We start from the raw sequence: 16492 nt of genomic DNA, 5'->3' as shown, positions 1-16492 counted from the left end.
CATGGACACCCGCCTTCCCGTCACCCTGCTTTCCGGCTTCCTCGGCGCCGGCAAGAGCACCCTGCTCAACCATGTGTTGAAGAATCGCGACAAGCTGCGCGTCGCCGTCATCGTCAACGACATGAGCGAAATCAACATCGATGCCAGCGAGGTGCAGCGAGACGTCAGCCTCAACCGCGCCGAAGAGCGCCTGGTGGAGATGAGCAACGGCTGCATCTGCTGCACCCTGCGGGAGGATCTGCTCGAGGAGGTCAGTCGCCTGGCCCTTGAAGGACGTTTCGACTACCTGCTGATCGAATCCACCGGAATATCCGAACCGCTGCCGGTGGCCGAGACCTTCACCTTCCGCGACGAGCAAGGCCGGAGCCTCTCCGACCTGGCGCGGCTGGATACCCTGGTCACCGTGGTGGATGGGGTGAACTTCCTGCGCGATTTTCACGAGGCCGAGAGCCTGGCCAGCCGTGGCGAGACCTTGGGGGAAGAGGACGAGCGCTCCATCACCGACCTCTTGATCGAGCAGGTGGAGTTCGCCGATGTGCTGCTCATCAGCAAGATCGACCTCATCTCCAGCGCCGAGCGTGAAGAGCTCACGGCCATCCTCAAGCGCCTCAATCCCGACGCCGAGGTGGTGCCCATGGTGATGGGCCAGGTGCCGCTGGCGCGCATCCTCGACACCGGCCGCTTCGACTTCGAGCGGGCCTCCCAGGCACCGGGCTGGCTCAAGGAGCTGCGCGGCGAGCATGTGCCGGAAACCGAGGAGTACGGGATCGCCTCCACCGCCTACCGCGCGCGCCGGCCCTTCCATCCCGGGCGCTTCCACACCTTCATCAACCAGACCTGGAGCAATGGCCGCCTGCTGCGTTCCAAGGGCTTCTTCTGGCTGGCCAGCCGCTACCGCGAAGCCGGTAGCTGGTCCCAGGCCGGCGGCCTCATGCGCCATGGCCTCGCCGGTCGCTGGTGGCGTTTCGTTCCCCGCGAACATTGGCCCGAGGATCAGGACAGCCTGCGGACGGTCATGGAGCACTGGAGGCCTGAGGTCGGCGACTGTCGCCAGGAACTGGTGTTCATCGGCCAGGGCATCGACTTCCAGCGGCTGACCCGCGATCTGGATGCCTGCCTGCTGGATGACGAGGAGATGGCGCGGGGGCCAGAGGCCTGGGCGCGGCTGCCCGATCCCTTCGATGCCTGGACCACCGAGGAGGCCGCCTGATGCTGGCCCTCAAGCAACCCTGTCAGCCGTTGCAGGTGCAGGGCGACACGCCTGCGGCTCTCGGCGACGCCCTGCGTGACGAGGTCAACCTGGCCATCTGGCGCCGGCAGTTGCCGCTGCACATCCAGGGCTTCGCCAACAGCCTGCTCGCGTTGGGTGAGCCACTCGCCGAGTCCCTGACCCTGGAGTTGGCGGATGCCGACGGCGAGCCGGATCTGTCGGGACTTGCGCGTGGCTTCGCCGACCTGGAAGGCCATGCCGGGTTCATCGCCGATGTAGGCTGGCTGGTGCGCGCCTTTGCCTGCCTGCTGGAGGCCCGGCGCATCGGGTTGCGCCTGCGTCGCCTGGACAAGGCCATGTGCCCGCGCTTCCACGTCGACCACGTGCCCCTGCGCCTGATCACTACTTATGCCGGTATCGGCAGCCAATGGCTGCGAGAAGGCGAGATGTCCCGTGCCAGGCTCGGCGATCCCAAGGCGGAACCCTCAAGCATTGTGGATAACCAACAGTTGGCGGCCGGTCACGTGGCACTGTTCAAGGGCGAAAAATGGCTCGGCAATGAAGGGCGAGGGATTATCCACAGGTCCCCGCAGCCTGCACCCGGGGAAAGCCGCCTGCTGCTGACCCTCGACTGGCTGGCCTGATCAGGGCGAGACCCACTGCCCCTGGCTCTGGGTCTCGCAGAAGGGCCTGAGGTAGCGCGCATCGCTCGCCACGCCGTAGTAATGCAGGTCCTGGCGATAGGGCTGGTTGCTGATCCGGGCATTGCGGCAGATGCCAAAGGCCCCGGTGGGGCACTTATCCACATAGGTCACCTCCACCTGCTGCCCCTTCATCTCCGGCTTGCAGAAACCGTCACGGAAGAGTTGCGTGGGGATGCTACGGTTTTCCTGGCAGAGCTTCACATCGAGCCCCTGGCCCTGGCTGTGGACAACACAGGCCTCGGCGTGGACATCCAGCGACAGCAGCATCAGCAGGGGCAGCAACCAGGAACGCATGGGAGGGTTTCCGAATCATGACGCGAGCGACTCTAGCACGGGACTTTGCAGGTCGGCTGCGAAGCCGCACCCTATTCCGATGCTGACTCATATACCGACCCATCTCATCGCCGGCCCGCTGGGTGCCGGCAAGACCAGCCTGATCCGCCATCTGCTGGCGCAGCGGCCCGCCCACGAGCGCTGGGCCGTGCTGATCAACGAATTCGGCCAGATCGGCCTGGACGCGGCACTGCTCACAGGCTCGGACGACGGCATCGCCCTCGCCGAGGTGGCGGGTGGTTGCGTCTGCTGTGTCAATGGCACGCCCTTCCAGGTCGGACTGGCCCGGTTGCTGCGCAAGGCGAGGCCGGACCGGCTACTGATCGAACCGTCCGGACTTGGACACCCTGCCGAACTGCTTCGCCAGCTACGGGAACCCCCTTGGGCGGACGTCCTGGCGTTACAGCCGAGCGTCATGGTGCTCGACGGGGCGGCCCTGGCGGCGGGCCAGCTACTGCCAGACAGCCAGCGGCAGGCCCTGGACAATGCTGGCCTGGTGCTACTAAACAAGGCCGAACAGCTCGATTCCGCCGACTGTGAACAACTTGTCGCCAAACTGCCCACTGTTCCGGTGCTGTGGACCAGCTACGGAAAGCTCGATATCACGCAACTCCCCGGCATTCATGCACAGCGTGGAAAAGCTGTTGGTAACGGAGGGTTACCAACAGGTGTGGATAAACCTCCCGTCCTGTGGAGGAATCCCACTGAACCTATCTGCCAGATCCAGTCCGCAGCCGAGGGTTGGAGCCTGGGCTGGCGCTGGCATCCAAGCCAGGAGTTCGAGTTGGAGCGTGTCCAGGCGTGGCTGGCGGGATTGCCCTGGCGGCGCGCCAAGCTGGTGTTGCGGACCGATGCCGGCTGGCTCGCGGGCAATGCGCTGGACGGCGCGCCCATCCATTGGCTGGCCAGCGAATGGCGCAAGGATTCGCGTCTGGAACTGATCTTCGCCGGGCCCCAGGACGAGGCGGCATTGAAGGCGGGATTGGCGGCGTGCCGCGTGGCGCGCGGGCGTTGATCAGGCGCGTTGTCGCTCGCAATCGGGAAGCCCGGATGCAATCCGGGGCGGGGTTGCGCCTTGCCCCCGTATTTCATTGGAGTTGCGGGCGCGGGAGTGATGACCACCAACCCGTTACCCATGCCTCCCGGCTGAATGTTCGCCTGAAACGAAAACGGGCCCCGAAGGGCCCGTCAGTGGAAGCGCGGGGCGGTGTGCCGGCGCTCAGTCCTCGTTCATGCGGGAATGGGTGCGGGTGTCCTTCATGAAGACATACACCAGCAGCGAGCAGGCGATGCAGGCGGTGACGTACCAGTAGAAGCCGCTTTCCATGCCGATGCTCTTGAACCACAACGCCACGTATTCGGCGGTGCCGCCGAAGATGGACACGGTCAGCGCGTAGGGCAGGCCCACGCCCAGGGCGCGGATCTCGGTCGGGAACAGCTCGGCCTTCACCACCGCGTTGATCGAGGTGTAGCCGCTGACGATGATCAGTGCCGCCATGATCAGGAAGAAGGCACCCCACCAGGTCTGGATGCTGTGCAGGGTGCTGAGGATCGGGTAGGTGAACAGGGTGCCGAGGACGCCGAAGGCGATCAGGATCGGGCGACGGCCGATCCTGTCGGAGAGCCCGCCGATGATGGGCTGCAGCAGCATGAAGAGGAACAGGGTGGCCGCCGAGATCATGGTCGAGTCGTTCTTGCTCATGCCCACGGTGTTCACCAGGTACTTCTGCATGTAGGTGGTGTAGGTGTAGAAGGCCAGGGTGCCGCCCATGGTCAGGCCGACCACGGTGAGCACTTCCTTGGGGTGGCGCAGGAGGGTGCGCAGCAGGCTTTCCTTCGGCTTGTCCTTCTTCTGGGTGAAGGATTCGGTCTCCTCCATGCCGCGACGCAGGAACATCGCTACTACCGCGCACAGGGCGCCGATGAAGAAGGGCACGCGCCAGCCCCAGCTTTCCAGCTGTTCGATGGTCAGGGTCTGCTGGAGGACGATCAGCACCGCCAGGGCGATGAGCTGGCCGGAGATCAGCGTCACGTACTGGAAGCTGGAGAAGAAGCCGCGTTGCTCCTTGGTCGCCATCTCCGACAGGTAGGTGGCCGAGGTGCCGTATTCGCCACCCACCGAGAGGCCCTGCAGCAGGCGTGCGACCACCAGCAGGATCGGCGCGGCGATGCCGATGGTCTCGTAGCTGGGGGTCAGGGCGATGATCAGCGATCCGAAGCACATCAGCAGGACCGAAGCCAGCAACGCGGCCTTGCGGCCCTTGCGGTCGGCGTAGATGCCCATCAGCCAGCCGCCGATGGGGCGCATGAGGAAGCCCACGGCGAAGATCGCGGCGGTGTTCAGGAGCTGGGCGGTCAGGTCGCCCTGGGGGAAGAAGGCCTTGGCGAAGTACAGCGAGAAGGCGGCATAGACGTACCAGTCGTACCACTCCACCAGGTTGCCGACCGAGCCGCTGAAAATGGATTTGATGCGTTGGGACGTTGTACGGGGTACTGCGGAGGCAGCCAGGGTGCTGGAGTTATCCATCATCTTTCCTCGACACGTAGTTGTTGTTGTGGGCGCTGGCCGGAGCCGCGCGGGATGCGAGGACCCCATAGCAGGAGCTGTGCCAGTGCGGGAAAGGCCCGGAATAGAGGGGTGACGGCGGATTCACGAGCGGGTTATGAGCGGAATCCTGCTCATGCATGGAGATCGATCAGCAGGATTCCGCCGATCGCAAAGGGTCCTCGCCTGGATGAGATCCGGGAGCGGCGGTGGGGACTTCAGCGGATTTCGTCCAGGCGACTGACCGCCCCTGGCGAATGAGTTCGCCCCTAGGGTTCTTCGCCCGGCAGGAACTCGCTGCGCGCCAGGCCGTGGCGGAGCATCTTCTCGTTGAGGGTGCGGCGGGGCAGTCGCAGCAGCTCCATCACCGCCTTGATATCGCCCTGGCATCGGGCCAGGGCCTGGCGCAGGCACTGGGCTTCATAGGCTTCCATCAGGTCGGCGAGGGAGGGTTCCTCATCGCTGTCGTCCGCCCGGCTTGTGGATAACCCCAGTACATGTCGCTCGGCGGCGTTGGCCAGTTCGCGAACGTTGCCGGGCCAGCGGTGGGCCAGCAGCTGCGCGAGCTCCGCCGGCGTCAGGGCCGGTTGCGGGCGGCCCAGGCGCTCACTGGCCTGACGGGCGAAATGCTCGAACAAGAGGGGAATGTCTTCACGTCGCTCCCGCAGCGGCGGCAGTTGCAGTTCGGCGACATTCAGGCGGTAGAGCAGGTCCTCGCGGAAACGGCCCGCCTGCACCTCGTCCCGCAGGTCCGGCTTGGTGGCGGCGACCACACGGATATCCACAGCGATGCCCTGATTCGAACCCAGTCGCTCCAGGCGCTGTTCCTGCAATACCCGCAGAAGCTTGACCTGCTGGGCCAGGGGCATGCTTTCGATCTCGTCGAGGAACAGGGTGCCGCCATGGGCGTGCTCGATCTTGCCGATACGCTTGCCCTGGGCGCCAGTGAAGGCGCCGCTTTCATGGCCGAAGAGCTCGCTCTCGAACAGCTGCTCCGGGATGGCCGCGCAGTTCAGGGCCACGAAGGGCTTGCTGGCGCGGGGCCCGAAGTCGTGCAGGCAGCGGGCGACCAGTTCCTTGCCGGCGCCGGTCTCGCCCCGCAGTAGGACGTTCACCGGGGTGGCGGCCAGATCCAGCACCTGGCGGCGCAGTTGCAGCAGGGGGCGGGACACGCCCAGCAGGCGGCCCTCGAGCTGGTCCTTGAAGGCTGCCTGCACACGCAGGCGACGGTTCTCCTGGACCAGCCGGCGCTTTTCCAGGGCACGGCGCAGGCTGTCCAGCAGGCGCTCGGCGGTGAAGGGCTTCTCGATGAAGTCGTAGGCGCCCAGGCGCATGGCTTCCACCGCCTGGGCCACGTCGCCGTGGCCGGTGACCATCAGCAGGGGCAGCTCCCGGTCCAGGGCCTGCACCGCCGCCAGCAGCCCCATGCCGTCCAGGCCGGGCATGCGCAGGTCGCTGATGACCACGCCGGGGAAGTCGGCATCGAGGTGCTTCAGGCAGTCCTCGGCGCTGGCCTCCACCCGCACTGCGTAGCCGGACAGCTCCAGCCACTCGCGGACGGCCTCGCGGATCGCCTCTTCATCGTCGACGAAGATCACCTGGACGTTCATGGGGTTTCCTCTCTGGTCTTATCCACAGGCAGGCAAAGGCTGAACACCGCGCCAGCCCCACGGTTGGCGGCTTTCAGGGTCCCGCCGAGTTCATGGACGATGGCGTAGGACACCGCCAGTCCGATGCCCAGGCCGGCACCGGCCGGTTTGGTGGTGAAGAAGGGGTCGAAGACCTGGGGAAGGTCGGCCTCGGCGATGCCGCCACCGTTATCGGCCACGTCCAGGTGCCAGGCGTCACCTTCGCGCCGCAGATTTATCCACAGCTGCGGGTCGGGCTGGTCGGCGAGGGCATCCAGGGCGTTGCGCAACAGGTTCACCAGCACCTGTTCCAGGCGTATGGCGTCGCCCGAGACCCAGGCCGGCACGCTGAGTGCCTGGCTGATGCGCACCCGGGCATCGCGCAGGTTCGGCGCCAGCAGTTGCAGCGACTTGTCCACAACCCCGCCAAGTTCGACGCATTCCCTCAGTCCGCCGGGGGTCTTGCGGGCATAGGTCTTGAGGTGCCCGGTCAGGGCGGCCATGCGCCGCAACAATTCGTCGTGGCGGCCCAGGGCCTTTCGGGCCTGCTCCAGTTGGCCGTTGTCGAGCATCAGGCGCAGGCTTGCCAGGTGCATCTGCAGGGCGGTCAGGGGTTGGTTGATCTCGTGGGCCAGGGCTGCGGACATCTGCCCCAGGGCCGCCAGCTTGGCGGCCTGGATCAGCCCGTCCTGGGCGGCGCGCAGGTCGGCGGTGCGCTGTTCCACCAAACGCTCCAGCTCCTCGCGGCTGCGTTGGCGGATACGCGCCAGGCGCCAGCGTTGATGCAGGAACAGCCCCAGGAAGAACAGCGCCAGCCAGGCGCCCCCGGCGGCGAGGCTGGCGGCCCGGGCGCTGCTGGCGGCGCCCTGGGGCGTGCGCAGCAGGTGCAGGGTCCAGCCCTCGCTGGGCAGCGGAAGGCTTTCCCACAGGTAGTCGGCCGTGCCGCCCGGGCCATCCACCCGCGCCAGCCGGCTGCCGTCGCCCAGCGTCGTCAGCGTTCTGTGGATAAGTGGTGCCAGGGGCTGCTTGTCGTACTGCCGCGTGGCGGCCATCTCGGCGCGGTGCTCGGCGCTGATGGGCTGCAGCTCCCGGTAGCGCCAGCCCGGCTGGTTGGCGATGAACACCACGCCCCGTGCATCGCTGACCAGGATCAGGTCCGAGCGCTGGGCCCACTCCTGTTCCAGTTCGGGGAACTCCAGCTTCACCACCATGGCGCCCAGGAATTCGCCGGCGTCCCCCTGCACCGCACTGGCGAGGAAATAACCAGGAATGCCGCTGACCACGCCGACGCCATAGAAGCGCCCGCTGCCCTTGGCGCGGGTTTCGCTGAAGTAGGGGCGGAAACCGTAATTGTGCCCGACGTAGCTGGTGGGCAGGCGCCAGTTGCTGGCGGCCACCGCCAGGCCGGTGCGGTCCAGCAGCTCCAGCGTGGTGGAGCCGGCGGCCCGGTTCATGCGCTCCAGCTTGAGGTTGAGCAGGTGCTGCTGCTGGTTATCCACAGCTGACCGGAGCAGGCTGCGGATTTCCGGGTCAAGCGCCAGCACGGCCGGCAGGGCACGGAAGCGGTCGATCAGCGCACGCAGGTTGCCGCTGTAGAGGCTGAGCTGTTCCCGGGCGTGGTCGCTTTCGTCCCGCAGGGCCTGGCGCTCGGCCCTCTGCCCGGCCAGGTGCATCGCCAGGAACAGGCCGGCGAGCAGCAGCAGGGTCAGCAGGGCGATGCGCAGGGAGCGTGTGATCAAGGCGGTCGGTCCGGGGAAGCGAGGTGGCGACGATAGCACGGCTGCCACCGGCCACTGCGCCAGGGCATCGGCAGCGGATACACTGCCGCGCAGTCAAATCGAGGCCCGTTCGATGCAATTGATCCCCTGGACCCATTCAACCTCTGCCGGTTTCACCCTGCGCGGCTGGCACAGTTCGCCCAGCGGCAAGCCGCTGCTGCACTTTCTCCACGGAAACGGCTTCTGCGGCCGGACCTACGCACCGTTGCTGGAGGCCCTGGCAGTGGATTTCGATCTCTGGCTCTGCGATATCCAGGGCCACGGGGACAGCGACCATGGCGGGCGTTTCCTGGGCTGGAACCGCAATGCCGAACTGGCGATCGAGGCGTTCGAGGCGGGACGGGGGATCTTCGGCGAGGTGCCGCGCGTGGCCGTGGGACACAGCTTCGGCGGTGTGCTCACCAGCCTGATCCTGGCCCATCATCCGCGGCTCTTCGCGCGTGCCGTGCTGTTGGACCCGGTGATCTTCACCCCCGCCATGATCGGCGTCATGGCCTTCTCCGAGGTGCTGGGCCTGCACCGCCGCACCACCATGGCCAGCCGCGCCAGGGCCCGCCGCAGTCACTGGCCCGATCGCGAGGCGGCCTGGAGGGGATTGCACGGACGGGGCATCTTCAAGGGCTGGACCGACGAGGCCCTGCGCGGCTATGTCGACCACGCCATCAGGGTTGTGGATAACGGTGCGGAGCTCAAATGCCGGCCCAGCCGGGAAGCGGAGATCTTCAGCTCCTTTCCCAAGCGCCTGTGGCCTTCGCTGCAACGTATCGCCACACCCACCCTGATTCTCCACGGTCAGGGCAGCTATCCCTTCGTGGCCAAATCGGTGGCGCGGCTCACGGCCCTCAATGGGCACGTCAGCGCCCAGGTGGTGGACGGGGGGCACTGTTTCATGCAGGAGTTCCCGGAGGCGAGCGCCGCGCGGTGCGCGGATTTCCTCCTGCGCCAGCCATGAGGGGGACGCCGGGAAGCGCACGGCGGGCGGCCATCGGCTGTGGCTTTATCGAGACGTGGAGGCGGGTTATCCACAGCTTGGCGGTGATGAGGATATGGATCAATCCACCCGGCGCTGCTCGTCGGGCTTGGGATGGCTGCGGCGCCATTCGTTCATGTGGATAACCTTGTCGTCGCGAGTCGACGGCGCCGCGAAGGGGTGGGCTTCCAGCTCGATACCGCCCAGGTGGTTGCCGAACATGCGGAGGGTCCCGGTGAGACGTTGTTCGCCGGTCACGGTGAACTCGAAGCCGTAGATTCGCGCCAGGCGACGGTGGCCCTTGGCGTCGCGGACGATGGCCAGGCGGCGGAAGGCCACATTGCCGTCCAGCAGTTCCACATCGAGCCGGGCGCAGTGCTGCTTGGCCAGGGCCAGCGCACGTTCGCGCACGCCATGGCCGCGCCACAGCCAGGCTGCACCGGCGGCGAACAACATCAGCAGGAAAACGTCAGCCAGGCTCAGCATGATGACTCCAGGAATACCGCTTGAAGCTTAACCCATTCGGGGTGGTTTTCAGCTGGCCAGTTCCGCGCGGTTGAGGCCGAGCGGCATGGGAGGAGGAAGACAGGGTTCCCATCGATGGGCCTCCCGGGCCCGTTTCAAGATGGCTGGATTCCGGCAGCGCCGCGCGTGGCGGTCGCGCCGAGCGGTCGGAAATACCCGGCGTGCGGGCTGCGGCCTCCTGTCCCAGGCTCTAGGCTTCTATCCAGGTGGGCGCTTGGCTAGCATAGGCGCCCCTTCGATCCCCGCGGCAGGGATTCCCCCGATGATCCATGGCAGAACACGGCAGCGCGGCGCCTGGCTTGGCCTTCTGGCCATGCTGCTGGTGTTCGTCGGGCCGTTGTTGTCCCAGGCGCGGGAAATGGGTGGTGCGACGGTGCCGGCCTGGGTGGGCGAGCTCGCCTGCGCCAGCGGGCACGACGCCGGTTCCCATGAGCCGGGCCCTTCCAGCCATCACGAGCTGTCCTGGGCCAAGTGCGGTTACTGCACCCTGCTGTTCAACTCGCCGGCCCTCAATCCATCGAGCTCGCCGGGCTTCCTGCCGGCTGACGCCGGCGCCGTCCGCCCCGGCGAAACACCCCTGGCCGGTTTCGCCTCGCGCTCGGTGTTCCCGGGCGCCCTGACCCGCGCGCCCCCCGTCGTTCCCGCCTGATCCACCCGAACACGATCTCCGCTCTTTCGCACGGTCCGGCCGCTGGCGCCGAAGGACCGTGCATGCGGCCACGGGCTTTATCCGGGAGCACGACAATGTCTGAAAACAGGGCCTCCTTCTACAACCTGGCGTGGCGCTGGCACTTCTATGCCGGGCTCTTCGTCATCCCCTTCATGATCATGCTGTCCGTCACCGGCAGCATCTACCTGTTCAAACCCCAGCTGGACGACCTGCTCTACAGCGACCTGATGCGGGTCGCACCCGAAGGGCGGATGCTCAGTGCCGACCAGCAGCTGGCCGGGCTGATGGCGGCTTATCCACAGGCCAGGGTGAGCCAGTACCTGCCGCCGGCGGACGCCAGCCGCAGCGCCCAGTTCGTCGCGAACCTGGACGGTCGCAAGCAGAACCTCTTCGTCGACCCCTACCGTGGCCGGGTGCTGGGTGTCCAGGACGCCGAATACAACCTGCAGGCGGTCGCCCGCTCGCTTCACGGCAGCCTGATGCTGGGCACCCTGGGGGATCGGCTGATCGAACTGGCCGCTGGTTGGGGCATCGTCCTGGTGGTCTCCGGCCTCTACCTCTGGTGGCCCCGTGGCCAAGCCATGCGCGGCGTGTTCTGGCCCCGGCTGGGCAATCGCGGGCGCCTGTTCTGGCGCGACCTGCACGCGGTCACCGGTTTCTGGGGCGCCTCGCTGCTGCTGTTCATGCTGCTCACCGGCATGACCTGGACCGGCTTCTGGGGCGAGCGCTTCGCCGATGTCTGGAACCGCTTCCCGGCGGCCATGTGGAACGAGGTGCCCACCTCGGACGTCCAGGCCCGCAGCCTCAACACCGCCACCGGCCAGACCCTGGCCTGGGCGGTGGAGAACACCCCCATGCCGGTGTCCGATCCCCATGCCGCCCACCGGGGACACGCCGCCGTCGAAATGGCCGGGAGCGCAGGGCGACTGAGCCTGCAGCAGGTGGTGGACACCGCCCGGGCACGGGGCGTGGTACCCGGCTACAGCATCACCCTGCCGGCGGAGGCCACGGGGGTCTTCACCATCGCCGTGTTCGCCGACGACCCGCGCAACGACGCCACCCTGCACCTCGACCAGTACAGCGGCAAGGTCCTGGCGGACGTGCGTTGGAAGGATTACGGCCTGGTGGCCAGGAGCGTCGAGACCGGCGTGATGCTGCACGAAGGCCGGATGTTCGGCCTGCCCAACCAGTTGCTGATGTTCGGCGTCTGCCTGCTGATTCTCCTCAGCGCCGTCAGCGGACTGGTGATGTGGTGGAAGCGCCGTCCCCAGGGGCGCCTCGGTGTTCCACCCCTGCCCCATGCACTGCCCTTGTGGAAAACCGCGGTGGGCATCATGGTGGCGCTGGGCGTGGCGTTCCCCCTGGTGGGGGCTTCGCTGCTGCTGATCTGGGCGCTGGACTGGCTGGTACTGTCGCGCCTGGGTGGCAGCCGTGCCGTAACGGGTTGATCCCCGATTCCCGCCCGCCGGGAGGCGGGCGCACCTTTTTTCGAAGAATGGAGTTCACACCATGCGCAAGACCCTGCTGACCCTCGGAGCCCTGCTGAGCTTTTCCGCTGGCCTGGCAGCCCACGAATACGACACGGGCAACCTGCACATCGAGCATCCCTGGGCCCTGGCCGTGCCCACCGTGTCCCCCAACGGCGCCGCCTACCTGGTTATCCACAACAAGGGCCAGGAAGAGGACCGCCTGGAAAGCGTGGATACCCCCCGCGCCGGCAAGACCGAGATTCACGAGCACGTCCATAAGGACGGCCTGATGAAGATGCAGGAAGTGCAGGGCGGCCTGGCGATTCCCGCAGGAGGAGAGGTTCGCCTGGAGCAGGGCGGCTACCACCTGATGATGTTCGACCTGAAGCAGCCGCTGAACGACGGCGACAAGTTTCCCATGACCCTGCATTTCCAGAAGGCGGGAGACCTGAACGTGGAGATCCATGTGCAGAAGAATCCCCCCGCCGACGCTGATGGCGGCCACTCCCACGCGCACTGAACCTGCCTGTCGGCGTCACCTGGTCGTTATTTGATCAGGTGACGCCGGGCCCCGCCTGACGGGGATTCCAGAGCCTTATCCACACGCTGTCCCCCGTTGTCCCCACAGAATATGTGCGTCTCTCCAGGCTAAGTTACTGATTCCGCTCGAAATTTGTACGAATGCCGGGAGGCCCCGTCCTGCCTGGCCCCTGGCGTTCCATGGACACCTTATCCACAAGAGCATCCACGGTAACTGGGCATAATCCACGCAACCTCCCGTCGAGCCTCCACCCGAAGCATCCGCCGGGCCTGTTCGAGGCGGGCGGCGAAGGCGACCGGATCGCGGGGACGCTGCGGCTGAGCGAATACTGATCAATGCCCTGGATGCCACGTCCAGCAAGGGGCAGAGCCAAGGACGCACAGATTATCCACAGTCGGCTGCACAGATAATGTGGGCAGCTAGCTCCCTGGACCATCCCTGGCGTGCAAAAAATGTACGCTTGGCTGAAAGCCCCGTGCAGAAAGGGGTCCATCCATTCGACTACAGCTTATGCACAGGTGAATCCACTGCTTTTGGGTAAAACCATGCCGCTGCGCCGCAGCGCCTGTGGATCAACCGATGGCGCAGGGTAATCCTGGCTGTTCGGCCGGGTGAAATTCTCCTTTCCGCCGGGTGTCCGGCGTCGGTGGCGAACCTTTATTCACAGCGACCCATAGGTGTGGCGAGAATTGATCAAACTTTGATCGAAGTGCGCAAAGCCACGTCACTCAAGGCCTGGAGCCTTTCCCGCACAGACTATCCACAGAGGGTTGCACAGAATCTGTGTGCAAGGATGAGGTTATCCCCTTGATTTAGCTCAAAAAATGCACGAACAGTGGAAAGCCGCGCACGGGTGGCCTTGCCGCCATCGATGGACAGCTTGTCCACAGCTTCATCCACCTGATCTGGGGGAAACCGCGCTTTCCGGGTGCGCCAGGCCCGATGAAGCGTACAGCGCCGACCCTGCGGGCACCGGACGGCCGACGCTTGCGCAGATTCTGATCGATTGTCTGGAAACCACGGCTGACGGGGGTTTCAGAGAAGATCGAACAGCTTGTCCACAGGCTGCTGCACAGCAATTGTGCATTGTGTACAAGCTGCTCGCAGTTGATTGTGCGGAAATTGATCAAGGTCCCCAAAGCAGCGCAGCTCGTGGGTCCCAGGCCGTGCTCTACACCTTATCCACAGAGCCTTCCACTGAAACTGGGGAATGCCGGGATAACTCGCACTCAGTGTTCCTCGCGCATCTCCTGATAGCGCTTCTCCAGCTCCTGGCGGATCTGGCGGCGCTGCTTGGCCTGGGCGAAGCGGCGCTTCTCGTCGGGGGTGGTCGGTTCCAGGGGCGGTACCTGGGCCGGCCGACGTTCGTCGTCCAGGGCCACCATGGTGAAGAAGCAGCTGTTGGTATGACGCACCGAGCGTTCGCGGATGTTCTCGGTCACCACCTTGATCCCCACTTCCATGGACGTGTTGCCGGTGTAGTTCACCGAGGCGAGGAAGGTCACCAGCTCACCGACGTGGATGGGCTCGCGGAAGATCACCTGGTCCACCGAGAGGGTGACCACGTAGCGCCCGGCATAGCGGCTGGCGCAGGCGTAGGCCACTTCGTCGAGGTACTTGAGCAGGGTGCCGCCGTGGACATTGCCGGAGAAGTTGGCCATGTCCGGGGTCATGAGGACGGTCATCGACAGCTGTGCGGTTCCGGGTTCCATGCTGGCCTCGTCGTGGTTGGTTGGGGCTGTCTGCTGTAGACGCGGGCGGACGCCGGGGCGCCACAGCGGCGCGGACCTGCCAGCAGGTGGCCGGCTTGTGGATAAGTCCCCTCAGGGAATGGCCTGGGGTTGTGCACAGGCGGGCCACTGTTCCTCGAGGTCGCTGGGACCGCAGGCCAGGCCATGCTGGCGCCGCAACTCCACCAGTTCGGCCCGCTGCTCCTCGAGGAAGCGGTCCAGGGCCTCCAGCAGCTCGGGATGCGCCAGGCTGCTGGCGTGGAAGGCGGTGCGGACCATGGGCAGCGACGGGTCGAGCTGCAGGCGATCGCCTCCCAGTTCGGTGCGGGTGGCCAGGTAGTAGTGCAGCACTTCCGGGTTGGCGTAGACCGCGTCGATCCGCAGGCGCAGCAGCATGCGCACCAGGCTGCCGATGTCGCTGGCTTCCACCAGCTGCACCGCCCCGGTGCCCAGGCGCTCCTCCCAGGCCTCGGGGGTGAAGCCGCGCACCGTGCCGAGGCGCCGAACCCCGTCGATCCCCCGGCCCAGGTGTTCACGGAGCACCAGGCTGCCGTCGATCACGCGGATCACCGGGCGGCTGTAGTGCAGTTGCACGTCATGCTTGAGTCGGCGCGACCAGGCGGGGTTGTCCGGGAACACCAGCATCAGCCGGTCGGTGGTCTGCAGGGTGCGGTGGAGCCGGTTGATGGGCAGGGTGTCGATTTCCAGGGTGAGGCCCTGGTGGACGGCGAAGCGCTGCAGCAGTGCGATGGCGTAGCCCTCTGCGGGCTTGCCGGGCAAGGCGCGGTAGTAGGGGAGGTAGTCCTGGCTTTCCAGGCCGACACGAAGCGGTTCGGCATGGCAGACGCCGGAGGCCAGGATCAGCAGCGCAAGGATCGCTCCCTTCATCGGCGACGGACCCGGAACGTGGGGGGACTTGCCAATGATCCTAGCAGGCCGTTGGCGGCGAGGTGGAGGGCCTCGCCGCCAACGCGGGGGTCAGGCGTGGGTGAGGTACCAACGCCAGTCCTGCTCGCCCACTTCGCTGACGAACTGGCGGAATTCCTCCCACTTGATGGCGAGGAAGATCTTCAGGAAGTCCTCGCCCAGGGCGTCCTTCGCCCAGGCGGACTGCTCCAGGTTGCGCAGGGCGGTGAGCCAGTCGGTGGGCAGGGTCTCGCGGGCCTGTTCATAGCCATTGCCGACGATGGCTTCGCCCGGGTCGATCTGCTCGCGGATGCCGGTGTGGATGCCGGCGAGGATGGCGGCGGCGGCCAGGTAGGGATTGGCGTCGGCACCACAGATGCGGTGCTCCACATGGCGGCTCCTGGCCGGCCCGCCGGGGACGCGGAAGGACACGGTGCGGTTGTTCACCCCCCAGCTCTTGGCCAGGGGCGCGTAGCTGTTGGCCTGGAAGCGCCGGTAGGAGTTGGCGTTGGGGCAGAAGATCGCCAGGGCGTCGTTGAGGGTGGCCATCATGCCGCCGATGGCGTGGCGCAGCAGCGGGGTGCCGTGGGGGTCTTCCGAGGCCATCAGGTTGTTGCCCTCGGCGTCGGCGAGGCTGACGTGCAGGTGCAGGCCGCTGCCGGCGAGGTCGCCGAAAGGCTTGGCCATGAAGCAGGCGATCAGCCCGTGCTTGTTGGCCACGCCCTTGACCAGACGCTTGTAGCGGATGCCCTCGTCCACCGCCTGCAGCGCGTCGAAGCGGTGCTCCAGGGTCAGCTCCAGCTGGCCGGGGGCGTATTCGGAGATGGCGGTGCGCACCGGCAGGCCCTGGGCCTCGCAGGCGGCGTAGAGGTCGTCGAGGAAGGGCTGCAGCTGTTCCAGCTCGTACACGCCGTAAACCTGGGGCGCTTGCGGGCGCACGCCGTTGGCCTGCAGGGCGGGCTGCGGACGGCCGTTGGCGTCGCGCTGCTTGTCCAGCAGGTAGAACTCCAGTTCCACCGCCATCACCGGGTGGTAGCCGTCGGCCTTGAGCCGGTCGATGGTCCGCGCCAGCACGTGGCGCGGATCGCCGGCGGCGGCCGGTTGGCCCTGGATCGGGTGCATGCTCACCTGCACCTGGCCGGTGGGCGTGGCGCGCCAGGGTTGCAGGGTGAGGGAGCCGGGTATCGGGTAGGTCCAGCAGTCGGCGTCGGCGACTTCCCAGACCAGGCCGCTGGCCTCCACGTCCTCGCCCTGGAGGGTGAGGGAGAGGATGGAACTGGGCAGGGGGCGGCCATGCTCGAAGATCGGCAGGAGTTCGTCGCGGTGCAGCAGCTTGCCGCGAGGGATGCCGTTGGCGTCGATCAGCATCAGCTCGATGCTGCGGACCTCGGGGTGGCGTTCGAGGAAGTCGCGGGCTTCCTGGGGGTTGGCGAATTGCATGATGGTGGACCTGTATGTGTCGGGCATCGATGGGTAGCGCTTC

Annotated in this window: 15 protein-coding genes; 7 read left to right on the top strand and 8 right to left on the bottom strand. The window is 66.4% G+C overall.

Annotated elements, in window-relative coordinates:
• Position 1 precedes the first annotated feature (1 nt).
• Both zigA and KF707C_RS28485 read left to right on the top strand, forming a co-directional pair.
• Positions 2 to 1210, top strand: coding sequence for a zinc metallochaperone GTPase ZigA (gene zigA, locus KF707C_RS28490; protein WP_003457965.1), 1209 nt, complete (start codon positions 2 to 4; stop codon positions 1208 to 1210).
• The gene (locus tag KF707C_RS28485) at positions 1210 to 1854 is read left to right on the top strand and encodes a DUF1826 domain-containing protein (RefSeq protein ID WP_003457962.1); all 645 of its coding nucleotides are present in this window, start codon (positions 1210 to 1212) and stop codon (positions 1852 to 1854) included. Before zigA ends, KF707C_RS28485 begins: the two co-directional genes overlap by 1 nt.
• On the opposite strand, the gene KF707C_RS28480 is transcribed toward KF707C_RS28485, so the two are convergent.
• Positions 1855 to 2208 carry a hypothetical protein gene (locus KF707C_RS28480; RefSeq protein WP_003457960.1) on the bottom strand — a complete coding sequence of 118 codons (354 nt, stop codon included), beginning with the start codon at positions 2206 to 2208 and terminating at the stop codon, positions 1855 to 1857. It lies immediately after the preceding gene.
• A gap of 79 nt (positions 2209 to 2287) precedes the next feature.
• On the opposite strand from KF707C_RS28480, the gene KF707C_RS28475 reads away from it, so the two are divergent.
• Positions 2288 to 3262 carry a CobW family GTP-binding protein gene (locus KF707C_RS28475; RefSeq protein ID WP_003457958.1) on the top strand — a complete coding sequence of 325 codons (975 nt, stop codon included), beginning with the start codon at positions 2288 to 2290 and terminating at the stop codon, positions 3260 to 3262.
• A 204-nt stretch (positions 3263 to 3466) separates the two neighbouring features.
• On the opposite strand, the gene KF707C_RS28470 is transcribed toward KF707C_RS28475, so the two are convergent.
• From KF707C_RS28470 to KF707C_RS28460, 3 genes are all read right to left on the bottom strand, one after another.
• On the bottom strand, positions 3467 to 4774 hold the full coding sequence (locus KF707C_RS28470; protein ID WP_003457957.1) for an MFS transporter: 1308 nt from the start codon (positions 4772 to 4774) through the stop codon (positions 3467 to 3469).
• A 287-nt stretch (positions 4775 to 5061) separates the two neighbouring features.
• Positions 5062 to 6402, bottom strand: a complete 1341-nt coding sequence (locus tag KF707C_RS28465; protein ID WP_003457955.1) for a sigma-54-dependent transcriptional regulator — start codon at positions 6400 to 6402, stop codon at positions 5062 to 5064.
• On the bottom strand, positions 6399 to 8093 hold the full coding sequence (locus tag KF707C_RS28460) for a sensor histidine kinase (RefSeq protein WP_231992365.1): 1695 nt from the start codon (positions 8091 to 8093) through the stop codon (positions 6399 to 6401). Before KF707C_RS28460 ends, KF707C_RS28465 begins: the two co-directional genes overlap by 4 nt.
• A 178-nt stretch (positions 8094 to 8271) precedes the next feature.
• Here KF707C_RS28460 and KF707C_RS28455 point away from each other — a divergent pair, with 178 nt between their 5' ends.
• Complete coding sequence (locus KF707C_RS28455) at positions 8272 to 9150, top strand: alpha/beta fold hydrolase (protein WP_003457953.1); 879 nt, start codon at positions 8272 to 8274, stop codon at positions 9148 to 9150.
• Between the two features lie 99 nt (positions 9151 to 9249).
• On the opposite strand, the gene KF707C_RS28450 is transcribed toward KF707C_RS28455, so the two are convergent.
• The gene (locus KF707C_RS28450) at positions 9250 to 9654 is read right to left on the bottom strand and encodes a DUF3301 domain-containing protein (protein WP_003457952.1); all 405 of its coding nucleotides are present in this window, start codon (positions 9652 to 9654) and stop codon (positions 9250 to 9252) included.
• A gap of 301 nt (positions 9655 to 9955) precedes the next feature.
• Here KF707C_RS28450 and KF707C_RS28445 point away from each other — a divergent pair, with 301 nt between their 5' ends.
• The 3 genes from KF707C_RS28445 to KF707C_RS28435 all read left to right on the top strand — a co-directional run bounded on the left by KF707C_RS28445 (position 9956) and on the right by KF707C_RS28435 (position 12352).
• On the top strand, positions 9956 to 10342 hold the full coding sequence (locus KF707C_RS28445) for a DUF2946 domain-containing protein (RefSeq protein ID WP_003457951.1): 387 nt from the start codon (positions 9956 to 9958) through the stop codon (positions 10340 to 10342).
• Positions 10343 to 10437: 95 nt separating this feature from the next.
• Positions 10438 to 11811, top strand: coding sequence for a PepSY-associated TM helix domain-containing protein (locus KF707C_RS28440; protein ID WP_003457950.1), 1374 nt, complete (start codon positions 10438 to 10440; stop codon positions 11809 to 11811).
• Between the two features lie 61 nt (positions 11812 to 11872).
• Positions 11873 to 12352: a copper chaperone PCu(A)C gene (locus KF707C_RS28435; RefSeq protein ID WP_003457949.1), complete on the top strand. Its 480-nt coding sequence runs from the start codon at positions 11873 to 11875 to the stop codon at positions 12350 to 12352.
• Positions 12353 to 13602: 1250 nt separating this feature from the next.
• Here KF707C_RS28435 and KF707C_RS28430 read toward each other — a convergent pair.
• From KF707C_RS28430 to KF707C_RS28420, 3 genes are all read right to left on the bottom strand, one after another.
• Complete coding sequence (locus KF707C_RS28430; protein WP_003457948.1) at positions 13603 to 14085, bottom strand: acyl-CoA thioesterase; 483 nt, start codon at positions 14083 to 14085, stop codon at positions 13603 to 13605.
• Between the two features lie 111 nt (positions 14086 to 14196).
• The gene (locus KF707C_RS28425) at positions 14197 to 14991 is read right to left on the bottom strand and encodes a substrate-binding periplasmic protein (RefSeq protein WP_003457944.1); all 795 of its coding nucleotides are present in this window, start codon (positions 14989 to 14991) and stop codon (positions 14197 to 14199) included.
• Positions 14992 to 15081: 90 nt separating this feature from the next.
• A complete protein-coding gene (locus KF707C_RS28420; RefSeq protein ID WP_003457942.1) occupies positions 15082 to 16449 on the bottom strand; it encodes a glutamine synthetase family protein in 1368 nt (455 codons plus the stop codon).
• Positions 16450 to 16492: the final 43 nt, after the last annotated feature.

Origin of the sequence: Pseudomonas furukawaii (genome assembly GCF_002355475.1) — a bacterium.
GTDB lineage: Bacteria > Pseudomonadota > Gammaproteobacteria > Pseudomonadales > Pseudomonadaceae > Metapseudomonas > Metapseudomonas furukawaii.
This window is presented reverse-complemented; position numbering and strand designations above follow the sequence as displayed.